Consider the following 22533-nt stretch of genomic DNA (forward strand, 5'->3'; position numbering starts at 1 on the left):
CCCCATTTAAGTATAGTCAATTATTCACGCGTTTTTTTCACCCGACCGTGATCGCTGCAGCGTTTTCCCATCGAAATCACGTTCGCCGCTGATCGTTCACCGCCCGCAGCAGGGTATGGCGGTTCGGACGGATCTGGTCGGCCTCCGCGAGGCTCCGCTTCAGCAGCTCCGGATCGATGTCCAGCTCCTGAATAGAAGCGGGGCCGCCAACCTTGCGCAGCCAGGCCCGCAGCGTATCCGGTGACGGCACCTTGGCCAGCTCCGCGCGGACGCGTTCCAACTGCTCCTCAGCAACCGGCAGGGAATTTTCCGTGTCCAGCCGGTGGTACAGCTGCGAAATTTCCGCACAGGCGACGCCGACCTTGGCCCCATGCAGTACCGCCCTTCTGCCTTCACGTAAAAACGCCATTTCCCAATAATGGGACAAATGGTGCTCCGCTCCGGAAGCCGGGTGCGACTGGCCGAACAGCAGCATGGCAAAACCGGACTCGATCAAAGCTTGCGTCAGCACCCGGATTCCTTCCGGCGTGCGGTCCGCGATCGCGTCGATGTGATCCACACACTGCTGCAGCGCTTTGGTCGTCATCTCCGCCACAATTTCGGAATAAGGCTCATCCGCGGTCAGACTCCCGAATGTCCAATCAAACAGCGACGTGCATTTGCCCAGCATGTCCCCGAAGCCGGCGGCGACCATCGTCCGCGGCGCAGCCGTCAAAATATCCAGGTCGGCGAAAATCGCCGCCGGGCCGATCGATTGAATCGTGATTTTCTCGCCGCGGATAATGAGCGGCGCTCCCTTGGAATTAAATCCGTCCACCGATGGGGCGGTCGGCACGGATACAAACGGGATACCTGCCGAGTATGCGGCAAATCTCGATACGTCGTGCAGCGTTCCGGATCCGAGCGCAACCACCGCATCCGCCTTAGTGGATTTCACGTCAAGCAGCAGCTGCACAATCGACCGCTCGTCGGCGATGACATCGCCCTGCTCATCAGGGGAAATGAACGTAACGCTTGCGTTAACCCCTGCTTCCGTAACGGATTCCATCAGCTGTTCGCCGGCGGCTGCAAAGGTGTTCTTGTCAGCCGTGACGATGACGCGGCGGTAATCCTGGTCTTGTAAAAATGCGCCCGCCTTCCGGATCGCACCGCTTTCCAGCACGACCGGACAAATGTCGGCGAGGCGCTCATTCGCGTCATCCATACGTCCCGCCGCTTCCCTGATATCCTTCAACCAATCCGTCATTTGATTCCTTCCTTTCCCTTCAAGAGATGCTGAAGCTCGGCCAGCGACTCCCAGACCATGTCCGGGCCTTCTGCGGCCGTCTCCGCATCCCGCCTTGTTGCCGATCCGCTCAGCACCAGCGCGGTGCGGATGCCTGCCCGGCGGCCGAGCTGGATGTCCGAGCCCAGGCTGTCCCCGATCACCAAGCACTGCTGCGGCGGCAGTCCGAGCACCTGTAAAGCCGCTTCGGCCATCAAGGCCGACGGCTTGCCGATGACCACTTCGACCTCTTGGCCCGCCGTCGCGACGATGGCGGCGATCATGCCGCCGACGTCGATGCACTCCCCGTCATCCCCGGGGAACGATTTATCGTCATTGGTCGCGATGATGCGGGCGCCGTTGCGCACGGCCCGGAACGCCTGATTCAGCTCCGCATAAGTCAGCTCCTCGTGCAGCGTGATGACGAGCCAGTCGGCATTCTCGGGTCTCTCAGCCAGACCGATGCCGGCCAGTACCAGTTCATCCCGCAGTCCGTCCGGCCCCAGCACCCAAGCCTGGCTTCCAGAGTGGTGCTGCTGAAGGTACCGCGCTGTTACCGTGGAAGTAAGCAGAATCTCTTCCGCAGGCACGTCGATCCCCATGGAAAGAAGCTTCTGATGGCACATCGCCCGTGAAATGTTCCCACGGTTGCTGAGGAAAACCATCCGCTTGCCCTGCGATCGGAGCAGCGCAATGCTCTCCTTGGCCCCCGGAATGGCTTGCGCCCCCCGGTATACCGTCCCGTCCAAATCGATAATAAAACCGTCCACCGTTTCCAAACTCATTTTCAGATCCTCCCGCCGTGTTCTTATATGTTCATTCTCCCTGTGATTGTCTGCGTTTGTCAACGATTGTTTGCTTTTGTGAACGTTTTTAAATGGCAATATATGACGATTTAAATTCAGTCAGACACGATCACGGGCCGCGTATTATAAATAGGGAGCGATCAACACTTCCGTCGTACCCAGCTGACGCAGAAACTCCGGGTCTGCCCCTTCATCGGTGATGAGCACGTCGATGTCCTCCATTTTGGCGGATGTGGCGATCGACCGCCGGCCCAGCTTGGTGTGGTCCACCAGCGCAACCGTTTTGCTCGAGCTCGCTATCATCAGCTTCTTCAGCTCCGCCTCGTACAGGCTGAAATCGGTCATGCCTTCCCTGACGCTCAGCCCCTCCGCCGAAGTAAAGAACAGGTCGGAATGAATCCCTTCCAAAATGCTTTTTCCCAGAACCCCCTCGATCGTTTTGGAGCCGGAGCGGAGGATCCCGCCGATCAAAATGACGTTGATCCGCGGATTCTGGTTCAGGATGGTGGCAGCCTCCAGTCCATTCGTCACGACGGTGAGATAATCATGCTCCACCAGCGCCTTCGCCAGCTCCAGCACGCTGGAGCTGGCATCCAGAATAATGCATTGGCCCCGGGTTACGAGTTCGGCAGCCTTTGTCCCGATCGCCCGCTTCTCCTCGTAGTTCAGCTCGCTGCGGCTCGGATACCGGGGCTCGGCCGGCACCGGTTTGGTCCTCGCCGGAACCGCTCCGCCGTGGGTACGCTCCAGGACACCCTCTTCTTCCAGCATCCGCAAATCCGTCCGCAGGGTCCCCTCAGACACCTGCAGCTCGCGAGCCAGCTGCTTCACCACAATTTGCTTGTCGCGTTGAAGCGCCTCCAGTATTTTTTCTCTTCGCTGGGTTGCAAACATAGTAACCTCCAACCGTTTTTCTTCATTATAAATACAAATGACAAGATATAACAACAAACGCCAATTCAAGCAGAAGCATAAGACCGTCAGGCCATCAGGCCGTCTGCATTCGATCCCTTCCATCGTTCAACAGCTCGGAGACCACTTTCGACACAAATAGGCATAAGGGGAACAAAAAAACAGCCCAACAAGCTGTCGGGCTGTTCTTCAAAATCGTCTATAAAGTATCTTAACCTCCGCTAGCAAAACCGATTAATAGTTTGCACCGTGGTTCTGGATCGAATAGTTGGCTCCATGGTTGGCCGTATCATAGTTGGCACCGTGGTTCAGCGTCGTAAAGGCGGATGCCGTCAGCAGACTAACACTAAATAGTCCTAATGCTACTACCGTCGAAAACAATACCTTCTTCATCTTCAATCGCTCCTTTGAGAATGTTTTTTTGGATAGACGAGTACGATTCTAGTTGAGACTGTGAAGCATGAGATCTGAAAGATTCGAATAAGGCGACGCATTTTTTGAAAATTTTGTCATCTTCAAGTTTATCAGATAATGTCAAAGCTTGTAAAGTCCTATCGAGCGCTTCTGCGTGATTTTCTTTTTTAAATCTATAAACCGCCAGCAAATACAAAAAAGAAATATAATAGGAGAGATCTACAGGATTTTGGTCAATCGGAATAAGCTGCGAATCTTCGACGACAAGAATATCCAGGATATGATCGACGTCATAGTTATGTATATTTGCTGCCTCTAAAATCGTGATTAGTCCAGGGAGAGTTTCGGATGGATTTTCCTGTATAAACGCTGAATAATCCTCCAGGCAGTCCAAATTCCCTGAAAGAATGTTAAGCGTAAACATATTGGCTCTTGCGAAAAAACGGAAGTTTTCGACAGCCTGATTGTTGGCAGGAGAACCGTCAGACATGTAGCTTAGATCTTCATAGTTGGCTATGCACTGTTTTGCCTCTTGGTACATTTTCTTCTTTTGGTAGGCAAGCCCCTTCATGAGATGGCTGTACCCGAAATAATAGACGATCGGGCGTTCCGTAACCTGAAGCCGGCGATTCCGTTCCTTTTGTTCGACATACATCTCGTAAGCGGACTCATAAAGCTCGGTAGAAATTTTAATCATGTTATCCCAATTCTCAAAGGAGAAGGCCATTTTCAGCATCGTTACCAGCGTATCTATCTCAATCTTTACGGTCATGGATCTGTCTTCCAATCCGATTTCCTCCTTCGCTAATCTTTATATTATAAGAAGTATATAGTTAAATTAACGGACGGTCAATTATGTTAGTTCGTGAAAAAATGACCAAAAATGCTTGGTCAAAGCTGGTAATCTTTCTTTTTTCAGTCAATAAATCAATTTTAGGCGATAACAATCATAGATTACCCAAAAATGGAAAAATAGACACCGATTCTATCAGTGTCTATTCCGGCTAACCTGCTTTCACCTTTTAGATTTGAACGATGCCTTTGCTGACCCCCCGCTGAGGGTAATTCCGCATCACATCCGGCAGCTGCTCCAGTGTGAAGCGGTGGCTGATGAGAGGAGCGAGCCGGACTTTGCCTCGGGATACCAGCTGGATCGCATCCGTGTGGGTGAACGGGTTGATGAACGAACCCATGATCCGCAGCTCCTTCGAAAAAATGTCGAAAGGACGGATGGCGGCCTCCGCATCCGGAGCAGCCACGCCAAACAGCAGCACCTGTCCTCCCTTGCGGGCGGCGCGAACGGCCGTCTGTACCGAATCCGTCCGCCCGACGCATTCGATCACGACATCGGCACTGGAAGCAAGCGCGTCCGCGGTATCCCGATCGAGTGGCGATACGACCGAATCCGCCCCCAAGCTGCGCAGCATCTCATGCTTATAGGATGCCGGTTCGCTGACCGTAATCCGCGAAACGCCGCATTCGCGAACAAGCTGCAGGAAGATCTGCCCGATAAATCCGCCGCCGATGATCAGCACCTGATGCTGCGGCCGGATATCGAGCTTGCGGAAACCGTGCAGCACGCAGCCGAGCGGTTCAAGCAGAGCTGCTTCTTCATAGCTCATCGCGTCCGGGATAATATAACAATTTTCCGCTGGCACGAGGCAGCATTCGGCCATGCCCCCGTCCCGCGTTACGCCGACCGCCTGCAGCCGGTCGCATAGGTGAAGCCTGCCGCTGCGGCAGAATTCGCAGCTTCCGCAGTAAATATTCGGATCGACCGAAACCCGGTCCCCTTCCTTTAAGCTGCTTACGCCCTGCCCGACCGCCACCACCTCGCCGGACAGCTCATGACCAAGTACGATTGGCGGATGCACTTCCGCCGAACCCGGATGGCCGTGGTAAATGTGCTGGTCCGTTCCGCAAATGCCGCAGCTGCGCACCCGAATCAGCACCTCGCCGGTGCCAGCCTCCGGGGCCTCTAGCTCCTTAACATCCATCTGTTCCTGCTCCACAAGCACTGCAGCTCTCATCGCCAATTCTCCCCTTCCTCATTTCGTAACCGGCTGTCTTCCATTCATCGCGACCGACGCACCGTTTAATGCCGATACCTTCAAGGTATTCCACGGAATCCCCTTGTCTTCCTTCTGTCCGACATGGATAATTCGCGTCTGTCCCGGCAGCAGGTCGAAATAATTATCCTCCCAATCCAGCCAGGCTTCGTCCATCTCAAGCCTTACCATTCGGGCGGCATAGTCGGAGGATACCGTTACGCTTCCTTCCTCGGGGTTCACCTGAACGTTCAAGTTAACGGGCCGGAAGTTCATATCTTTATGGTCGCAAAAATAATAAAAGTTGTCTTCCCCGCAGCCGTCCATCCAGCGCACGACGCAGACGGCTTCAGCGGCGTCGAGACCTTGAAGCAGGTCGTCCAGCTTCACCACTGCGATGCGCTGTTTCCCGCATGCCTCAATCTCTGCAGCGAACGTCCGGACATATGCCTGACGGCCGTCCATGCCGCAGACAACCAGCTCCGCCGTCTTGGAAACAGTTTCCCGCGTATCGTTCACGCCCCACAGCACGAGTTCCGCATCCCCGGGCGTATACTCTGCCGTCAACAGCAGCGGATGATAAAACTTGCGGGCGTAATGGTAAGCCGCTTTCGGCAGACCGTAATAGTCGATGACGGACCAGCTGGTGCCGGGCCAGCAGTCGTTGAACTGCCAGAATAACGCCCCGCTCGTCTCCGGCTTGTTTCTTCGGTAATGCTCGATACCGTATTTGAGGCCTTCGGCCTGTGTGAGCATGGAAAAATGGATGTATTCCTCCAAGTTGCCCGGAATCCCGGTGTATCCCTCCATCAGCATAACGCCCTTGAGATGATTGATATCCTTGTTGCGGTTCATCATTTCCGCACTGCCAAGCACCAGCTCCGTCTGCGGCACGTTCCGCTGCAGCGTGTACAAATTGGCGGAAGCATGCATGCCGAACTCGCTGGCGAACTTCGTGCGGTCCTCCTTGAATTTCTTGAACGACAACCCTTCCACACTGTAGTCCTGAAGCTGGGGCTCGCCGAATACCCTCGGCTCAATATTGCCGTGCCAGACCTGCCAGTTATGCGTGTCCCCTTCCTCACGGGAATTATGGTCGTTCCCTCCGTAAGGTGAGCTCGGCCAGAATGTCCGGGAAGGATCCAGCTGCTCCAGAAGCGCAGGCATCAGTTCATGATTGATTTTCTCGCCGTAAAAAGGATGCGGAATGTCTCCGCTCGCATGAAGCGCCTCATACAGCCAGTCATTTTCGTTATTGCCGCACCATAGGGCCAGGCATGTCCGGCTGCGCAGCCGCTTGACGACCTGCTGCACTTCTTCCGCGACGTTATCCATAAAATTGCGGTTATAGTCGGGATACAGGGCACAGGCAAACATAAAGTCCTGCCATACCAAAATTCCCAGGCGGTCACATTCATCATAGAAAATATCCCGCTCGTAAATGCCCCCTCCCCAGACCCGGAGCATGTTCATGTTCGCTGCCTTCGCCATGTCCATCAGGCGGGAATAACGGACATCCGGCACCGCGCCGATAAAGCTGTCGATCGGGATCCAGTTGGCTCCTTTGGCAAAGACACGAACGCCGTTCAGCATAAAAGTGAAGGCCGGTTTGCCATCGGCATCCCGCTGCTTCAGCTCCAGCGTGCGTATCCCCAGCTTCTGGCTGCGCTTGTCCATGGTGATCCCGTCCGCATGCACCGAAATCCGCAGCTCATATAAATGGGGCGTGCCGAGATCATGGGTCCACCACAGCTTGGGCTTCGATACGCGAAGTTTCGTTTCGCCCGCCAGGCTTATGCCGCCGGCCAATCCGGACAGCCCGCTGCCGGCGGTTCCGCTTATCTCCAACGTCTCTGCAGCCGCCACCTCCCCGCTCTCCCCGTCGAGCAGCTGAACAAGAACACTGTATGTTTTGAGGCGGTCCCATGAAGTCAATTCCACCGAAATATCAACCAGCGCCTTCATCTCGCCAACCTCCGCCGTCCGAGCATAGACATGCTCTATTCTGGCAGCATCGTATTTCTCGAGCCGGACTTCCTTCCAGATTCCCGCGCACAGGAGCCGTGGTCCCCAATCCCAGCCGAAATGGCTTTGGTTTTTACGGGTCCAGACCCGTTCCTTGCTAAAACCGGACCAGAACGTGGAGACGGCCTTCCCGCCCACTTTCGCATGGACCGGGTCAAATTTGACGGCGATGACATTTTTGCCCGGCTTCAGCTCGCGGCTGACTTCGAACGTATGGCTGATAAACATGTTGTCCGTGGAACCAAGCTCCGCACCGTTCAAATACACGGTCGCAAAGGTGTCCAGCCCTTCGAACACCAGCAGCATTTTGTCGTCCGGCCGCGGCGCCTCGTCCAGTGTAAAAACGGTCCGGTACCACCAGATCCGCTCCTCCACCCACCGGCACTTCTGGTCGTTGTGCCCATAGAACGGATCGTCGATCAGCCCGTGGCGCATCAGCGTCGTATGGACGTCGCCCGGCACCTCCGCCGACATCCAAAAATAATCGTCATACAGCGGCGAGGCCACTTCAAGATCCTTCGCCTCCCCTTCCCTGAAATCCCGCAGCTTCCAATGGTCTTTGATGATCATGCTGTTCCCCTCACTTCGCCCTTGCTGCAAGCCGAACCGGCTCGTCCGGGCCTGATGTAATAGAACGCCAAAACAATGATTTGTTTTGGCGTTCCGTGTCCCGATCCTAAACTTTGGCTTCGAGGTATTCGAGGCTGTCCAATATTTCCTTCACGCTGAGCTCCGCACAGGCCATGGAGGTGTCCGCAACGCCATAGAACATTTTCACCGTGTCACCGTCAATGACGGCGCCGCAGGAAAACACCACGTCCCCAAAAAAGCCCTGCTTTTCATATTCCGCCTCAGGCTCCATCACTGGCTTCCCGGATCGGGCGATCACCCGCGTCGGATCGTTCAGATCGAGAAGCACGGCGCCCATGCAGTAGCGGTGATCCGATGTCGCTCCGTGATACAGCTCAAGCCAGCCTTTGTCGGTCTTGAACGGCACGGCGCCGCCGCCGATCCGGCCGCTGTCCCACATCCCGTCCCGGAGGCCGAGCAGATGCTTATGATTGCCCCAATAGAGCAAATTGTCGGATTCCGCGATCCAGATTTCCGGATTTCCGATGCTTTTCATGGTCGGGCGATGGAGAGCGTAATATTTGCCGTTGATCTTTTCCGGGAAAATGAGCACGTCCTTATTGTCCGGACCAAAGATCATGCCGTGATGCCGGGTCGTCACAAAGTCGGTGGTCGACACGAGCGATTCTCCGATCCCTACGGGAGACACGACGGAAAAATAAATGTAGTAAGTATCGCCGATCTGCGTGACCCGCGGATCCTCGATGCCGAACGCTTCCTGTTCGTTGGACGGATAAATGAACGGCTGATCGTCCACCGTGAAGTGGTGGCCGTCCCTGCTGCGGGCGATTCGGATATAAGAAAGGGACGTCAAATACTCAAACGTGCCGTTTTTGGATTTATTGCGGATCACCCGCGGGTCGGAGAAATCGTACCGGTCATCGTCTTTGCGGAAAGGAATCAGTTCAAGATCACCATGCTTCGCATTGAATACAGGGGCGATGACGACGTTCGGATCGCCGCTGACCGGACGCTCCGCCACACGCAGCAGCATCAGTGTTTCCCCTTGATACTCGGCGATGCCGGCATTAAATGCACCGATCACCTCAAAGCCATCGCGATGAGGCTTGACGTCGGCAGGGGTGATTAAAGGATTTTCAGGATATCGATAAATGTTCATTCGGATCAAGCTCCTTCATGGTATTAACTAGGATTCGAATCTCGCAAAAGGATCGGCTATGATCAGACGCTGTGCCTCCGCATCGCTTGTTCCCGCATACAAGACCGCCGTCCCGTCGCCCCGGCGCAGGATGCCGCCGCTGAACACAACGTCCTGAAGGTCTTCACGCTTGGCCGGACCTGGCAGAAAATCGGCCCGCACCGCAATCAGCATCATATCGGAAAACGCAGCCGTCTGCGGATCGAGTACAAAAATCATGGGATAATAATGACGATCGCCTTCGGCATCGTAACAGGCCGTATGTCCCAGCACGCCGAGAAGGCCGTTGCTCAGCACGTGGATTTCATTGGCCCCTCCCCATTCTTCGGGGATAAACTGGCCTTCCAGGAGCGGGGCTTCCTCAATCGCCTGTACAGTCAAGTCGTCCAGTGATGCGGCCTGGAAATAACCGATCTGGCCGCGCCCGCCTTTATCGCCCTGCGGGCGGGTGAATACGCCGATCCCGCCGTCCGGAAGTCCGGTGAGCCGCAGATCCTTCATACCGTCCGGACCGGTGAAAAACAGCTTTAAATCCGCGATGCGGCCGCCCCGGTAAAATGCCGTGCGCCACATGAGCGCTCCCTCTTTCTCCGGGTGTGGGTAAATCTGAACTCCGCCCATGATCAGCTCTCCGCCGATCCGGGTATGAAACGGGTCCTGCAGTTCGAGCACCGGCGCTCCTTCAAGCGGCACCCAAGCACCGTCGTTTTCCACGAAGAACACGACCTGGGAATGCTCACTGTCGCGGGATTCCACCCGGCCCGCGATGACGGTCCGCCCCTCATCCTCGAACGGAGCCGTGATGTTGTATACATCGCGGTCTCCGACGCCGGCAAAAACCAGCTTCTCCGCCTTGTGAGCAGGAGCGGTTCTCTCCCGCCCCTCCATGTACTGTTCCAGCAGCACGCGGCATGTTTTTACTTCCGTTTTGTTCACGTTTAACACGATGATCCCCCTACCTGGTCGAAGTTAAATTCATTGGATGTTATGGTTCGTGTTGTTGCCCAGACCGCAGCCTCAAAGGAATCAATAACCAGTGAATGACGGCGATTCTGATCCGCGGACGTTTCTTTGCTGGTCAGCAGTAACCGGTACACAGCCGCGTCGGCAGCCAAATGGCTCAAATCGCACGGCCGGTCCCCGAAATTAAGCGCAACCCAAATCTCTTCCTCCTCCGATTGACGGCCATAGTAAATACACTCCCCTTCCCGCTTCAAAAAGGTGTACTTCCCCGTTTGAAGTGCCTTATGCTTACCACGCAGCCGGATGAGGGAGCGGTAAAATTCCAGCAGTGAGTGCTTGCTCCCCCACTGCTTCTGGACGTGAACCTGCCGGGACGACGGGCCGAGGGGTATCCACGATCCGTGAAGTGAAAATCCGCCGTAACGGCTCCCATCCCACTGCATCGGCGTTCTGGAGTGATCCCGGCTTCGGAGGATGGCGGCGGCAAGCGCATCGGCCTCGGTCATCCCCGATTCCATTGCCATCCGGTATGCGGTCAGCCCCTGAATATCGCGCATTTGCCCGATGTCCGCCGGCACGAAGTCCCGCATGCCGATTTCATCACCGTAATAAATAAAGGGAACGCCTTTGGCGGTCAGCAGCAATGCAGCCATCAGCTTGGCGGTGCACAGGTCCACGGAATCGTCTCCAGAAGAAAAGCGGCTATAATGCCGCGGCATGTCATGGCTGCTGAAGAAAATCGTCGGCACCTGCTCCGGCCGGTGAAGCTCCTCCATCCGAACAAGCTCGGTAAACATCTCATGGACCTTCAGTTCCTTGCGGCTGCCCAGGTTAAAATTAAACACCACGTCCAGCAGGTCTCCGCCGCTGTATCGGCGCAGCACCTCCATATCCTCGGAACCGACTTCGCCTACCATCAATACATCTTTGTTCTGAGATCGTGCGAATTCGCAAATATCGCGAATGGCCTCCACAATGCCCTCCTGATTTTGGTCGAACCGGTGATCCTGTTCGCCATCCGCCGTGACCGGGTTTTCCTTAAACTGCCCGGACACCTTCAGGAAATTAATGACGTCCAGCCGGAAACCGTCAATCCCGCGGCCGAGCCAAAACGACATCACTTCCTTCATGGCCTCCCTGACCTCGGGATTCGCCCAGTTGAGATCCACCTGCTCTTTGGCGAAGGCATGGTAATAATACTGCCCGGTCGCCTCATCCCATTCCCATGCCGTCCCTCCGAAAAAGGACTCCCAATGGTTCGGTGTGCCGCCATCCACGGCATCCTTCCAGATGTACCAATCCCGCTTTGGACTCGTCCGTGATGACCGGGACTCCATGAACCAGGGATGCTCAGCGGATGTATGATTCAGCACCAGATCAGCGATCACGCGAATGCCGCGGCGGTGGGCTTCCCGGACGAAATGGTCAAAGTCATCCAGCGTTCCGAACACCGGATCCACCCCGTAATAATCCGAGATGTCATAGCCGTTATCTACGCGCGGCGAAGGATAAAACGGGGTCAGCCAGATGCCCCCGATTCCAAGTTCCCGCAAGTAATCCAGCTTGGAGGTCAATCCCTGGAAATCGCCGGTGCCATCCCCGTTGCCGTCACAAAAGCTTGGCATGTAGATTTCATAAAAAACGCTGCTTTTCCACCAGGGTGTCTCTGCAGCCACCGTCTTCTCTCCCATGGAGATCCGCTCCTTCCTATCGCGCAGGGCTTATTTCAAGCTGACCTGCATGCCCTTCTGGAAGTTTTTGCCGAAGATGATGAACAGGATGATGATCGGCAGGGACAGCAGCACCGATCCCGCGTACAGCGGACCCGGATACGATCCGTACGGACCGAACATCTGCGAAAGCAGGACGTTCAGCGTCAGCATCCCGTCGCTGCGAACCATGATCATATCCCACAGCAGCTCGGTCCAGCGCTCCATCAAGAGGAACAGAAAGACGACGCTGGTGATGGACTTGGACATCGGCATCATGATTTTGTACAAAATTTGAAAATCCCTTGCTCCGTCCAGCTTGGCCGCTTCAATAAAGACGGATGGCACCGCCTTGAAGAAGTTCGTGTACATGAAGATCGCCCACAGGCTGACCCCTTTCGGAATGATCAGCGCCCAATAGGTGTCGTACCAGCCCAGCTTTTGAATAATGAGAAAGCTCGGAATCAGCAGAATGATGGCCGGAAAAAACATATGGAACAAAATGAAGTTGTTGACGGTATCCCTGCCGCGCCATTTCAGCTTCGAAAGGGCATAAGCGACCATCACCCCGAACATCATCATGAGGAAGGTCGACAGCAGCGACACGATGATACTGTTTACAAAAGCGCCCAGCCAAGGCCGCGTGATTCCCGTCTCGCCGCCTGTAAACAGCCAGGTGTACGACTTCAGCGTATACGAGCTCGGAATCAGCTTCCGATCCACCTGTGTCCAGTCGGCAAACGAATTCAGCACCATGTACAAATACGGATACACCATCACGAGCAGCAAAACTCCTGCGATGATATAGCGGATGGCCAGACTGGACTTGCGGCTGCGTTTAGACCCAACCATTTCGCGCACCCCACTTTTCTAGCAGTTTCCGGATGATAAAGATCGAAATAAAGGTAGCTACCGAGGCGAGCAGCGCCACCGCAGACGCATAACCGGCCTGCAGATTTTTGAACGCCTGGCTGTAAATTTCCATCTGCCACGTATTGGTGGCATTGTTTGGACCTCCGCCTGTCAGCTGGTATACCTCGGTGAAGATGCCGAAGGTGACGCCGAAAGCGAGAATCAGCGTCGTATAGAGCGCAGGGTACAGCAGCGGAAGCGTAATTTTCCAGAAGCGCTGCCGGCCGGTAACTCCGTCGATGGCAGCCGCTTCGTATACTTCGTGATCTATGCTTTCCAGGCCCGACGTCAGAATGAGCGCGTAGTACCCGGTAAATTTCCAAGCCATAATCATGCCGACGATCAGGAGTGCCGACCAGGAAGTCCCCAGCCAGTCGATGTTAATGCCGATTTTGCGCAGCGCCGTGTTGACCGGGCTGTTGAAAGACAGCAAACCTTTTACAATCAGCGCCGATACGACGCCGGAAGACAGGTACGGCAGGAAAAAGCCGATGAGAAACAAGCTTTTCAAACGCGGAAGACTGTGCACCAGAACCGAAACGACGAGCGACAGCACGATCACTAGCGGCACAAACACCATCATGAACTTGTATGTCACCCAAAACGCGGCGTGCACGCCGGGCGATTTGAGCGCCTTGGCAAAATTGTCAAAGCCGACAAAGTCATATTCGGGAGCGATCAGATCCCAGTTCGTAAAAGACAAATAAAAAGACCACACGAGCGGAATCAGGAAAAACACGAGAGAGTAAATCAGGTAGGGACTGGCGAACAGCCAGCCCAACCGGTTATTGTTTTCTTTCATTTAGAAGACTCCTTTTATTGAAGTTCCCCTTCAATGGCTTTCTTCATGTTCGCCCATCCGGCTGCCGGATCGATCTCCCCGCGGACGACTTTATTCCAGGCTTCTTGTCCAATAAAGGTCTGCAGATCGTTATATTTCGGATTATCCATCGGCGGCACCGCATTCGGCACATTTTCGGCATAAGGCTTCAGTTCCGGGTTTTTGTCCAAAATCGCCTTGAAGGATTTGTTGGTGGTCAGGTCGTCGCGAGCCGGCGGCAGCTTCGTTTCATCAAACCACTGGGCGTCGTTCTTCGCATCCGAATAGACCCACTTCACAAAATCCATCGCCGCCTGCTGCTGCTCCTTGGTGGCCGACGCATAGATCACAAGCCCCTTCGTATCGGCAAACGTTTTGGAATCTTTCGGGTCTACGCCGTCTGGTACCGGAGGCATGCTCAGCGTATAGTTCTGGTTGTATTTCATGTCCGGGAACTTCTCGGCCCAGTTCGTAAAGGTCCAAGGACCGAGGTCGATAAACAGGCTTGTGCCCGTCTCGAACGGATCCTGTACGTTTTGCGCCAGGATGCCCTTGTCCTTGCGGAGATCGTCAATAAACTTCAGCGTTTCGACGCCCGCCTTCTCATCCCCGACAAACTTGTTGCCTTCAATGAATTTGTTGCCGCCGGAAGCCGCGTTATACAGCATGAAGAAGTCAAACCATCTCTTCCATGCCGTCGGATCGGCGAGGTCCGCTTTGGCCCAGAAGTATTTGTCCGGATATTTCGCTTTCAGCTTCTTATTCACTTCAAGCGCTTCGCTGTACGTTTTAGGCGGCTCGTTGTACCCCAGTTCCTTCAGCAGGTCCAGGCGCCAGCCGAACAGCATCGCATTGGAGTAAATTGGGAGCACGTATTGATGCCCGTCGGCGAATTTCCATGGTTCAATCGTATTTTTCATATTACGGGTGGTGACGATATCGTTAAATCCGCTTAGCGTATCAAGCGGCACCAATGCCTTGCTGTTTGCAAGCTGGGCGGCAAAACCGCGGTTGATGTTTTCCGAAATGGTCGGAGCGCTTCCCCCGGCAATCGCAGCCTGAATGCTGGCCTCGGAGCTTGGAGATTCCTTGATGACGCTGACGTTGATTTTCACTTTGGAATTGGTCTGTTCGTACGCCTTGGCCATCTTCTCCCAGAAGGCTTGCTGCGTCGGATTGGCTGCCGCCCAAAACTCAATGGTCGTCACACCATCCGCTGTCGTTGCGCTTTGCTTTTTGGATCCGCAGGCGGCGAGCATGGAGGATAACACCAACACCAAAGCCAGAAGTCCGAGCATTTTTCTTTTCATCGAATCGTTGACCTCCTCAAAAAATTGTCTCGAAAGATTGAAAGCATCATTCCAAAGACTCGAAACATTATTTTGTAACGTTACAAATTAAGATTACTCAATATTTTGTAAGCGTTTGTGTAACCCTATTATTGTGCATTACAAAAACCTTGTCAACACTTTATTAAAGACAGAATAATCTTTTTATATAAAGGCTCTTTACTTATAGAACTTGTAACGTTACAATTTATCGTAATGTGATTTATTGTAAGGCAGGCTTCTTTTTAAGTTTCTTAGAAAGAACTCCAATTATGCAGGCAAAACAAAGATTGAGGTGTCATATGAAGGATAAAGTAACCATGCAGGATATTGCGGAGCAGCTGAATATATCGAAGAATTCCGTGTCCCAGGCGCTGTCGGGAAAAGACGGGGTCAGCGAAGATACGCGGAAGCTGATCCTCGAAACGGCACACCGGATGGGATATGTGTATTCCCAAAGCCGTAAGCGCCGCTCCGGCGAGCTGGAACAGACCGGAAATATTGCGCTGATCGCTTCTGATTTTGCCTTTTCTATGAAAAGCTTCTTTGGTGAAATTTATTTGAGTATCGAACGGGAAACGGTGCGCAGGGGAAAAAATCTTCTGATCCAATCGGTCAGCAAGCAGTCGGCTGATAAGCTGGCTCTCCCTTCGTTTCTGCTCAATCAATCCGTGGACGGCATCCTCATTCTGTCTCACATTACAACTGACTATATCAATACCATTACAAACATGGGTAAACCGACGGTCCTCATCGACCATCACCATCCCTCTATCCATGCTGACTGCATTTTAACCAATAACCGGTTTAGCGCTTATGAGGCCGTCCGTCACTTGACAGAGCTGGGACATCGAAAGATCGGCCTGCTGGCCAACACTTCGTTTTCGCCAAGTTATTACGAGCGCTGGGAAGGATACGTACTGGCGATGAACGACTTCGGGCTGGAGATCCACGAGCCATGGGTAATCAAGGATGCCGTAGAAAACACGGATTATATTTTGCAAAAAATAAAAACGCTACCACAGCTCCCAACGGCTTGGTTCTGCGTCAACGACGGGCTCGGCTTTTACCTGAATTCGGCCCTGCAGCAATCGGGTTACAGCGTGCCGGAGGACGTCTCCGTCGTCAGCTTCGACAACGGTTATTTGTCCCAGGTGTCCACGCCCCAAATTACGACGATGGATGTGGACCTGAAGCTGTACGGACGCAAGGCCGTGGAGCAGCTGTTCTGGCGGATGGATCATCCCGAGCATCCGTATACCGAACTGCTCTTGCCCACCAAACTGCTGAAGCGGGGGTCCAGCGGTCCAGCGCCAAGCGCTGGTATGGAGAAGCTGGAGGGTCATGAAACAGCGAACAGGAACGAGAAATAACCGTAAAAAGGCAGCGAAGAACTGAAATCAAAGCAAAAAAGCCGGTCCCTCTACTTGCGAGGGACCGGCTTTATTACTGTACTTTTTAAAATTGCTAGGAGTAACGGTGGTATTCGGTCAGGTGACAGGAAGGACCTCAATTATGGGACAAATGTTATCCCCGCAGATTACCGCCGAACGATCCCCTACGCTTACGCCCCTCCGTATAACCGCCGGTAAGCCGAGGGCGTCATCCCCTCATGCTCCATAAAACGCTTGTTGAAATAGCTCACGCTTGGATAACCCGCGTCCTCTGCGATCTGCCCGATCGTCGCACTCTTTCGCTCGAGCAGCCACTGCTTCGCCATCTGCAGGCGGCAGCGGGTGATGAACTCCATCGGCGTCATCTCGGTTACGCTGCGGAACAGCTTGCAGAAGTAGTAGGTGGATATGCCAAGTCTGCCCGCCCAATCCTCCAGGATGAACGGCTTGACCGCCTCCTGCTGCATGACCGGAAGCAGCTCCAGGATCCGGCTGCCCGAATTGTTCGATTTGACCGGAGACAACGGGGTGGCATGCTCGATAAACTCGGCCAGCAGCGCGTAAGTAAGTGTCGAGAGCCGGACCGGGTGGAGCATCCGGTGCTCTTCCGCCTCCTGCAGCAGATTTTCGTGCGCCTGCTCAAACGAAGCCGATTGGCGGATCGTCCATAAGAGGCTGTGATGCAGACCGCGTTCGATCAAATAATCCTGCAGACCGCTCCCGTAGAAGTGAAACCAGCGGATATCCCACGGGTCTTCCTCGCTGCTGTAGTACCGCTGGCGCTGCATGGGAAAATACAGCACGGCCTCTCCCGGCCCCAGCTCATAGACCACATCCTCCACTTCCACGTACCCTCTGCCCGCAGCCACGTAATGAATGTTGAAATTGTTCAAGGCCCCCGCCTCCCGGAATACGCTGTGACCCGGATCGTTCCGGTAAAAACCGACCGATTCGGGAAAACAGAAAAACGGCATCGACGGAAGGGTCAGCAAATGGCTTTGACGCTTCACCTGTCCTCACCCCAAATGACAATATTGTTATAATGCATTGCAAAATCGTATTATATTAATTTTAAATACAATCTTCTATAATCGCAATATAATCATAAATAAGCTTCTTGAGGAGATGATACACGAACATGAGCCAGAAATTGAAATGGGGCGTACTGGGCTGCGCGGGCATCGCCAAGCGCTCAGTCATTCCCGGGGTGCAGCAGTCCGAGCTGAATGAAGTCGCCGCCATCGCCAGCCGGAACGAGGAGAAAGCAAAGCAGACGGCGGCAGACCTGAATATTCCGGTCGCTTACGGAAGCTACGAGGCGCTGCTTGAGGATCCGTCCATCGACGTCGTATACATTCCTTTGCCGAATCATCTTCATAAAGAGTGGACAATCCGCGCGGCGGAAGCCGGCAAGCATATCCTGTGCGAGAAGCCGCTGGCCCTGACCGAAAGCGAGGCCGCCGAAATGGCTGAAGCCGCCGCCAAAGCGGGCGTATACTTGTCCGAAGCCTTCATGTACCGTTACCACCCCCGTTACGACAAGATCAAGCAGATTATCGACTCGGGCCAAATCGGCGAAGTCCGCGGCATCCGCAGCGCCTTTACTTTTAACAACGCCGGCGACAAAACGAACGTCCGCTACCGCAAGGATTGGGGCGGCGGCTCGATCTACGACGTCGGATGCTATCCGATCAACGCGGCTCGGCTGCTGCTCGGCAAGGAACCGATCGCCGTCACGGTGAACGCCTTCTTCTCGCCGGAGCATGACGATGTCGATATGATGGCCTCCGGCCTCATCGAATTTGACGGCTCCGTCGCACTGACCTTCGACTGCGCCATGTGGGCCGCGTCGCGCAATCCGCTGGAAATCCTCGGCACGGACGGCATCATCGAGGTGCCTTCAGCCTACGTTACACCGACGCCGGGCAGCGGCAACTTCTTCTTGACCGTACGCGGGGAGCGGAGCGAAATCGAGGTTCCTCATGTAAACGCATACAGCCTGCAGGCCGATCAGCTCGCCCGGGCCATTATGAACAAAACGCCGCTGCAGTTCCAGCCCGATGATGCGATTCACAACATGAAGGTGATTGACGCCTGCTTGCTGTCTGCTCGCGAGCATACCCGGGTTGCGCTGTAACGAGCCATAAAAAAACCACAATAGCTTAGGAGGGTATTATCCATGGAATACATTTCCGTCAAAGGTCTGGATAAAAAGGTTTCCCGTTTGATGAAAGGCACGGACTACTTTTTCCACAATTCGTACGATAAAGCCGCTGCCAACATGGACGCGTATCTGGCCATCGGCGGCAATTCCGTCGACTCCGCCCACATCTACTGCGGCGGCGAAAGCGAAGAAGTGCTGGGCCGTTACATGAAGGAGCGCGGCAACCGGGATCAGATCGTTATCCTGACCAAGGGTGCCCATCACGACCAGAACGGTCCGCGCGTCAACAAGGAAGCCATCCGGCACGATATTACGACCAGCCTGAAGCGGCTGCAAACCGATTTTATCGATTTGTACGCGCTGCACCGGGACGATCCGAACGTGCCTGCCGGCGAAGTGATCGAAATTTTGAACGAATATGTCAAGTCAGGTACCGTCGGCGCCATCGGCTGTTCCAACTGGACGTGGCAGCGGATCAAGGAAGCCAACGATTACGCGGCCGAGAAAGGCTTGACCGGCTTTACCTTCAGCAGCCCGAACCTCAGCCTTGCCAAGCCGAACGAGCCGTTCTGGAAAGGCTGCGTCTCGGCCGATGCCGAAACCTGCGCCTGGCATGAAGCCGAGCAGTTTCCGCTCTTCTCCTGGTCTTCCCAGGCAAGAGGCTTCTTTACCGGCCGGTTTACGCCGGAAGTCCGCGACAACGCCGACCTGGTCCGCGTGTTCTACAGCGACGCCAACTGGGAGCGCCTGGAGCGTGCGAAGCAGCTCGGCGCGGAGCGCGGCGTGACCGCCATCCAAATCGCCCTCGCTTACGTGCTGAACCAGCCGTTCCCGACCTGCGCCCTGATCGGCGCCCAGTCAGCTGAAGAGCTGCGTTCCTGCGATGAGGGCTCCCGGATTCAGCTAAGCCGTGCGGAGCTCGACTGGCTGGACCTGACTTCGGACGAACGCTAAGCTATGCAGCAGCGGTAAGCTGCGTTCCGCGGCATCCAAGTCGTTCCGACGACGAGCATGTCAAGCATAACAACAAGCCGCCTTCTCCCTAGTCTAACAGACCAGGCAGAGGGCGGCTTTTGTTCGTTATCGGCAGACGAGTTTACACGATGACGGCGGCCTGCGGCTTACGGAGCAGCTTATTTTCCGAGCTGCCGGCCCACTTGCCGTTCCGGGTTATGCCGCTCAGCATGTGCAGGTATATGTCAGGCCTCCAGTCCGGCACACCGGTCAGCGAATTGTGCTCAAACAACGGGAGCCGGCCTCCCGCCTGGCTCAAATCGAGGGTCGCCAGCACGACCGCCTCCTTGTCCTCGACCGGCGCCCCCTTGTATTCCGAGCCGATGTGGCTTGCAGGACCAACGATCATGCTGCCGCCGGGAAAATACGAATCGTAATCCTGGCCGACAAGGTTCGAGCTGACGATAAACGTGCCGTTCTCCAGCGATCTCGATTTGAGCGTCGTGTAATACAGGTCCTGCCATCCCTCCACATTGTGGATCGCCGTCGGATTTAAATATATCCGCGAACCAAGCGCGGTATAATACCGGACCAGTTCAGGGAAGCAGTAGGAATCGTAACAGATGCCGACCCCCACCGGTCCCCATGGCGTGTCGAACATGAGCGGCTCGCTGCCCTTTGTCGCCCACAGTGACTCCTTGGCTGCCGGATGGATTTTGCGGTAGGCGCCGATTACGCCTTCCGGACCGATCACGGCCGCGGAATTGTAGATAATATCCGGGTCCGCCGCATCCCGCTCCGGCATCCCAAGCACGACATACACACCGTATTCCTTGGACAGCTCGGCAAGGGCCAGCGTCGATTCGCCGGGCACCGTTTCGGCATTCTGCCTCTGCATTTCAGGGTCGTCATCCTTGACACCGTAACCGGTTAGCGCGGTTTCCGGGAACAATATCAAATCCGCGCCCTGCTTCGCCGCCGTTCGCACACAGCCTTTCATGCGCTTCAAATTATCCGCCTTGTCCCCCCATTTGGGATGAAAATTTATCGCAGCTACAGTAACGATGTCCTGAACCTCGCTAGAGCCGAACTTTGGATTTGTCATCGTATATTCACACACCCTTCTACAAATTTTGAACGGCCGCCATTCCTTCGTGTACCAGCAAGCACGCCGCGTGATGACCCTCACCTACCTCAACGAGAGCCGGCACATTCTGTGCGCAGCGCGCTTCGGCGAACATGCAACGCGTCCGGAAGCGGCAGCCGGACGGCGGATTCAGCGGACTCGGGAGGTCACCCTTCAGCAGCACGGTTTCCGGCGCCTTGCGAACGGCCAGGTCCACCGAGGGCACCGACTTAAGAAGCGCCTGCGTGTAAGGATGCCGTGGATTCGCGAAAACTTCTTCCTTCGGCCCCTTCTCCACGACGCCGCCCAAATACATCACCATGACATCGTCGCTCATATATTCCACCACGTGCAGATCGTGGGAAATAAAGATCAGCGACAGGTCGAACTCCTTTTTCAGATCTTGAAACAGGTTCAGCACCTGGGCCTGCACCGATTTGTCCAGCGCCGACACCGCCTCGTCGGCAATGACGATGTCCGGTTCGAGCACAAGCGCCCTGGCAATGGCCACGCGCTGCCTCTGCCCGCCGCTTAAATGATGCGGATACTTCGCGGCATAGGATTTGGGCAAGCCTACCGCATCCAAATAACGGTATGCCTGCGTACTGGCGGCAGCCCGCCCGGTTCCATTCGCCCACAGCGGGAACGCCACATTGTCCAGAATGGTCAGCTTCGGATTCAGCGAAGAATAAGGATTTTGAAACACCATTTGAATCCGTTTCCTCATTTTCTTCAAATCGGAACCGCCGAGCTTCAGCAAATCCTCGTTCTTGTATCGGACCTGCCCTTGGTCAGGCTCAATCAGCCTCATGATCAGCCGGGCCAAAGTAGACTTTCCGCATCCGGACTCGCCCACGATGCCGAGCGTACCCTTGGATTTCAGCGTGAAGGATACCCCGTTGACGGCGGACACCCCTCCCTTGCTCTGTCCGAACATCCCCCGCAGAGGAAAGGTCTTGCTGACATCGGTCACTTCAAGAATGTGCTCCATCTGTTATCCCTCCTTAACCTTTGCTGTCCAGTACATCCGACAAGGCGTCGGATACGATGTTGAGCGCAAGCGATGTGACGAATATAAAGATGCCTGGGACGATCGTAACGATGGGCTCAATAAATATGACTTGTTTCAAATTGTTGAGCATAAATCCCCACTCCGGCGTCGGCGGCGATACGCCGAGTCCCAGAAAGCTCAGACCGGACGCGAGCATGAGGCAGATGCCGATCTGGGTCGTGCTGTAGACAAACAGTCGGGAAAAAATGTTGTTTAGAACATGAAAACGGATGATGAGCCCCGTTCCGGCCCCGCTGGACAGCGCGGCTTCGATATACTCCTCCTTCTTCACCTCCTTCACGGCCGTTTCGGCAATGCGGGCAATCGGCGGAATGAAGACGATCGTCGCCGAGATCATGATGTTGCTGATGCCCGGACCGAGCGAAGCGGAGATGCCGATGGCCAGCAGAATCGCCGGGAACGAGAACAAAATATCCAGCGTGCGCATGATGAGCGTGTTGACGATTCCTTTAAAATATCCGGCAATGATTCCAAGCCCGCCTCCTAGGATAACGGCGATGAGGACCGGGACGATGCCTGACAGCAGGCTCAGCCGCCCCCCGTACAAGATCCGGGTGAGCAAATCCCTGCCTTGTTCATCCGTGCCAAGAAGATGTCCCGCCGACCCGACAGGGAGAAGCCTCTCTTTGACGTTACCCGCGTAAGGATCATACGGGGACAGCCACGGGGCGGCGATGCAGGCGAGGACGATCGCGGCGAGAATGACCAGCGCGACCAGCGCCGCTCTCCGCCTGCAGAACGCCCGCCATCGTTCGGCAGCCTGCGAGGGCTGTTTTGGCAAACTAGCGGCCGAAGCCGCATCGGGAACAATGGATTGAACATTGGTAGCCATG

Annotated in this window: 20 protein-coding genes; 3 read left to right on the forward strand and 17 right to left on the reverse strand. The window is 55.0% G+C overall.

Features of this window, described 5'->3' with window-relative positions; translation table 11 throughout:
- Window positions 1-76: 76 nt before the first annotated feature.
- The 13 genes from BCV73_RS16640 to BCV73_RS16695 form a co-directional block, all read right to left on the reverse strand.
- Window positions 77-1246, reverse strand: a complete 1170-nt coding sequence (locus BCV73_RS16640) for a sn-glycerol-1-phosphate dehydrogenase (protein WP_089547961.1) — start codon at window positions 1244-1246, stop codon at window positions 77-79.
- Window positions 1243-2049, reverse strand: a complete 807-nt coding sequence (locus BCV73_RS16645) for an HAD-IIA family hydrolase (protein WP_089547962.1) — start codon at window positions 2047-2049, stop codon at window positions 1243-1245. Before BCV73_RS16645 ends, BCV73_RS16640 begins: the two co-directional genes overlap by 4 nt.
- Window positions 2050-2193: 144 nt before the next feature.
- Window positions 2194-2964 carry a DeoR/GlpR family DNA-binding transcription regulator gene (locus BCV73_RS16650; RefSeq protein WP_089547963.1) on the reverse strand — a complete coding sequence of 257 codons (771 nt, stop codon included), beginning with the start codon at window positions 2962-2964 and terminating at the stop codon, window positions 2194-2196.
- Between the two features lie 252 nt (window positions 2965-3216).
- The gene (locus BCV73_RS35080; protein ID WP_163876363.1) at window positions 3217-3375 is read right to left on the reverse strand and encodes a hypothetical protein; all 159 of its coding nucleotides are present in this window, start codon (window positions 3373-3375) and stop codon (window positions 3217-3219) included.
- The gene (locus tag BCV73_RS16655) at window positions 3329-4183 is read right to left on the reverse strand and encodes a hypothetical protein (protein WP_089547964.1); all 855 of its coding nucleotides are present in this window, start codon (window positions 4181-4183) and stop codon (window positions 3329-3331) included. Before BCV73_RS16655 ends, BCV73_RS35080 begins: the two co-directional genes overlap by 47 nt.
- 235 nt (window positions 4184-4418) lie before the next feature.
- Entirely contained in the window at window positions 4419-5426 is a 1008-nt protein-coding gene (locus BCV73_RS16660; protein WP_089547965.1) for a zinc-dependent alcohol dehydrogenase family protein, read from the reverse strand.
- A gap of 18 nt (window positions 5427-5444) precedes the next feature.
- Entirely contained in the window at window positions 5445-8039 is a 2595-nt protein-coding gene (locus tag BCV73_RS16665; protein WP_089547966.1) for a beta-mannosidase, read from the reverse strand.
- Between the two features lie 106 nt (window positions 8040-8145).
- Entirely contained in the window at window positions 8146-9219 is a 1074-nt protein-coding gene (locus BCV73_RS16670) for a BtaManbiosPhlase (protein ID WP_089547967.1), read from the reverse strand.
- A gap of 27 nt (window positions 9220-9246) precedes the next feature.
- Complete coding sequence (locus BCV73_RS16675; protein ID WP_089550287.1) at window positions 9247-10146, reverse strand: MTP-1 family protein; 900 nt, start codon at window positions 10144-10146, stop codon at window positions 9247-9249.
- A gap of 50 nt (window positions 10147-10196) precedes the next feature.
- Window positions 10197-11912 carry a glycoside hydrolase family 13 protein gene (locus BCV73_RS16680; protein ID WP_256992883.1) on the reverse strand — a complete coding sequence of 572 codons (1716 nt, stop codon included), beginning with the start codon at window positions 11910-11912 and terminating at the stop codon, window positions 10197-10199.
- Between the two features lie 30 nt (window positions 11913-11942).
- Window positions 11943-12782, reverse strand: a complete 840-nt coding sequence (locus BCV73_RS16685) for a carbohydrate ABC transporter permease (RefSeq protein WP_076171045.1) — start codon at window positions 12780-12782, stop codon at window positions 11943-11945.
- The gene (locus BCV73_RS16690; protein ID WP_076171042.1) at window positions 12769-13644 is read right to left on the reverse strand and encodes a carbohydrate ABC transporter permease; all 876 of its coding nucleotides are present in this window, start codon (window positions 13642-13644) and stop codon (window positions 12769-12771) included. The genes BCV73_RS16685 and BCV73_RS16690 overlap by 14 nt, the downstream gene beginning before the upstream one ends.
- A 14-nt stretch (window positions 13645-13658) precedes the next feature.
- Complete coding sequence (locus tag BCV73_RS16695; RefSeq protein ID WP_089547968.1) at window positions 13659-14972, reverse strand: ABC transporter substrate-binding protein; 1314 nt, start codon at window positions 14970-14972, stop codon at window positions 13659-13661.
- A gap of 320 nt (window positions 14973-15292) precedes the next feature.
- Between BCV73_RS16695 and BCV73_RS16700 the strand changes: the two genes are divergently transcribed.
- On the forward strand, window positions 15293-16363 hold the full coding sequence (locus BCV73_RS16700) for a LacI family DNA-binding transcriptional regulator (RefSeq protein ID WP_089547969.1): 1071 nt from the start codon (window positions 15293-15295) through the stop codon (window positions 16361-16363).
- A 191-nt stretch (window positions 16364-16554) separates the two neighbouring features.
- Here BCV73_RS16700 and BCV73_RS16705 read toward each other — a convergent pair whose 3' ends face one another.
- The gene (locus BCV73_RS16705) at window positions 16555-17394 is read right to left on the reverse strand and encodes a helix-turn-helix transcriptional regulator (RefSeq protein WP_089547970.1); all 840 of its coding nucleotides are present in this window, start codon (window positions 17392-17394) and stop codon (window positions 16555-16557) included.
- 128 nt (window positions 17395-17522) lie between these two features.
- Here BCV73_RS16705 and BCV73_RS16710 point away from each other — a divergent pair, with 128 nt between their 5' ends.
- Together BCV73_RS16710 and BCV73_RS16715 are read left to right on the forward strand one after the other, a co-directional pair.
- Window positions 17523-18521, forward strand: coding sequence for a Gfo/Idh/MocA family protein (locus tag BCV73_RS16710; RefSeq protein ID WP_089547971.1), 999 nt, complete (start codon window positions 17523-17525; stop codon window positions 18519-18521).
- Window positions 18522-18563: 42 nt separating this feature from the next.
- The gene (locus BCV73_RS16715; RefSeq protein WP_076171032.1) at window positions 18564-19502 is read left to right on the forward strand and encodes an aldo/keto reductase; all 939 of its coding nucleotides are present in this window, start codon (window positions 18564-18566) and stop codon (window positions 19500-19502) included.
- 142 nt (window positions 19503-19644) lie between these two features.
- On the opposite strand, the gene BCV73_RS16720 is transcribed toward BCV73_RS16715, so the two are convergent.
- Genes BCV73_RS16720 through BCV73_RS16730 form a run of 3 tightly spaced genes read right to left on the reverse strand, consistent with a single transcriptional unit; the run spans window position 19645 to window position 22532 of the window.
- Entirely contained in the window at window positions 19645-20607 is a 963-nt protein-coding gene (locus BCV73_RS16720; protein WP_089547972.1) for a carbon-nitrogen hydrolase family protein, read from the reverse strand.
- Between the two features lie 19 nt (window positions 20608-20626).
- On the reverse strand, window positions 20627-21619 hold the full coding sequence (locus BCV73_RS16725; RefSeq protein WP_089547973.1) for an ABC transporter ATP-binding protein: 993 nt from the start codon (window positions 21617-21619) through the stop codon (window positions 20627-20629).
- Between the two features lie 13 nt (window positions 21620-21632).
- Window positions 21633-22532 carry an ABC transporter permease gene (locus BCV73_RS16730; protein WP_089547974.1) on the reverse strand — a complete coding sequence of 300 codons (900 nt, stop codon included), beginning with the start codon at window positions 22530-22532 and terminating at the stop codon, window positions 21633-21635.
- Between the last annotated feature and the right edge of the window lies 1 nt (window position 22533).

Origin of the sequence: Paenibacillus sp. SSG-1 (assembly GCF_002224835.1) — a bacterium.
GTDB classification, from domain to species: Bacteria; Bacillota; Bacilli; order Paenibacillales; family Paenibacillaceae; genus Paenibacillus_AQ; species Paenibacillus_AQ favisporus.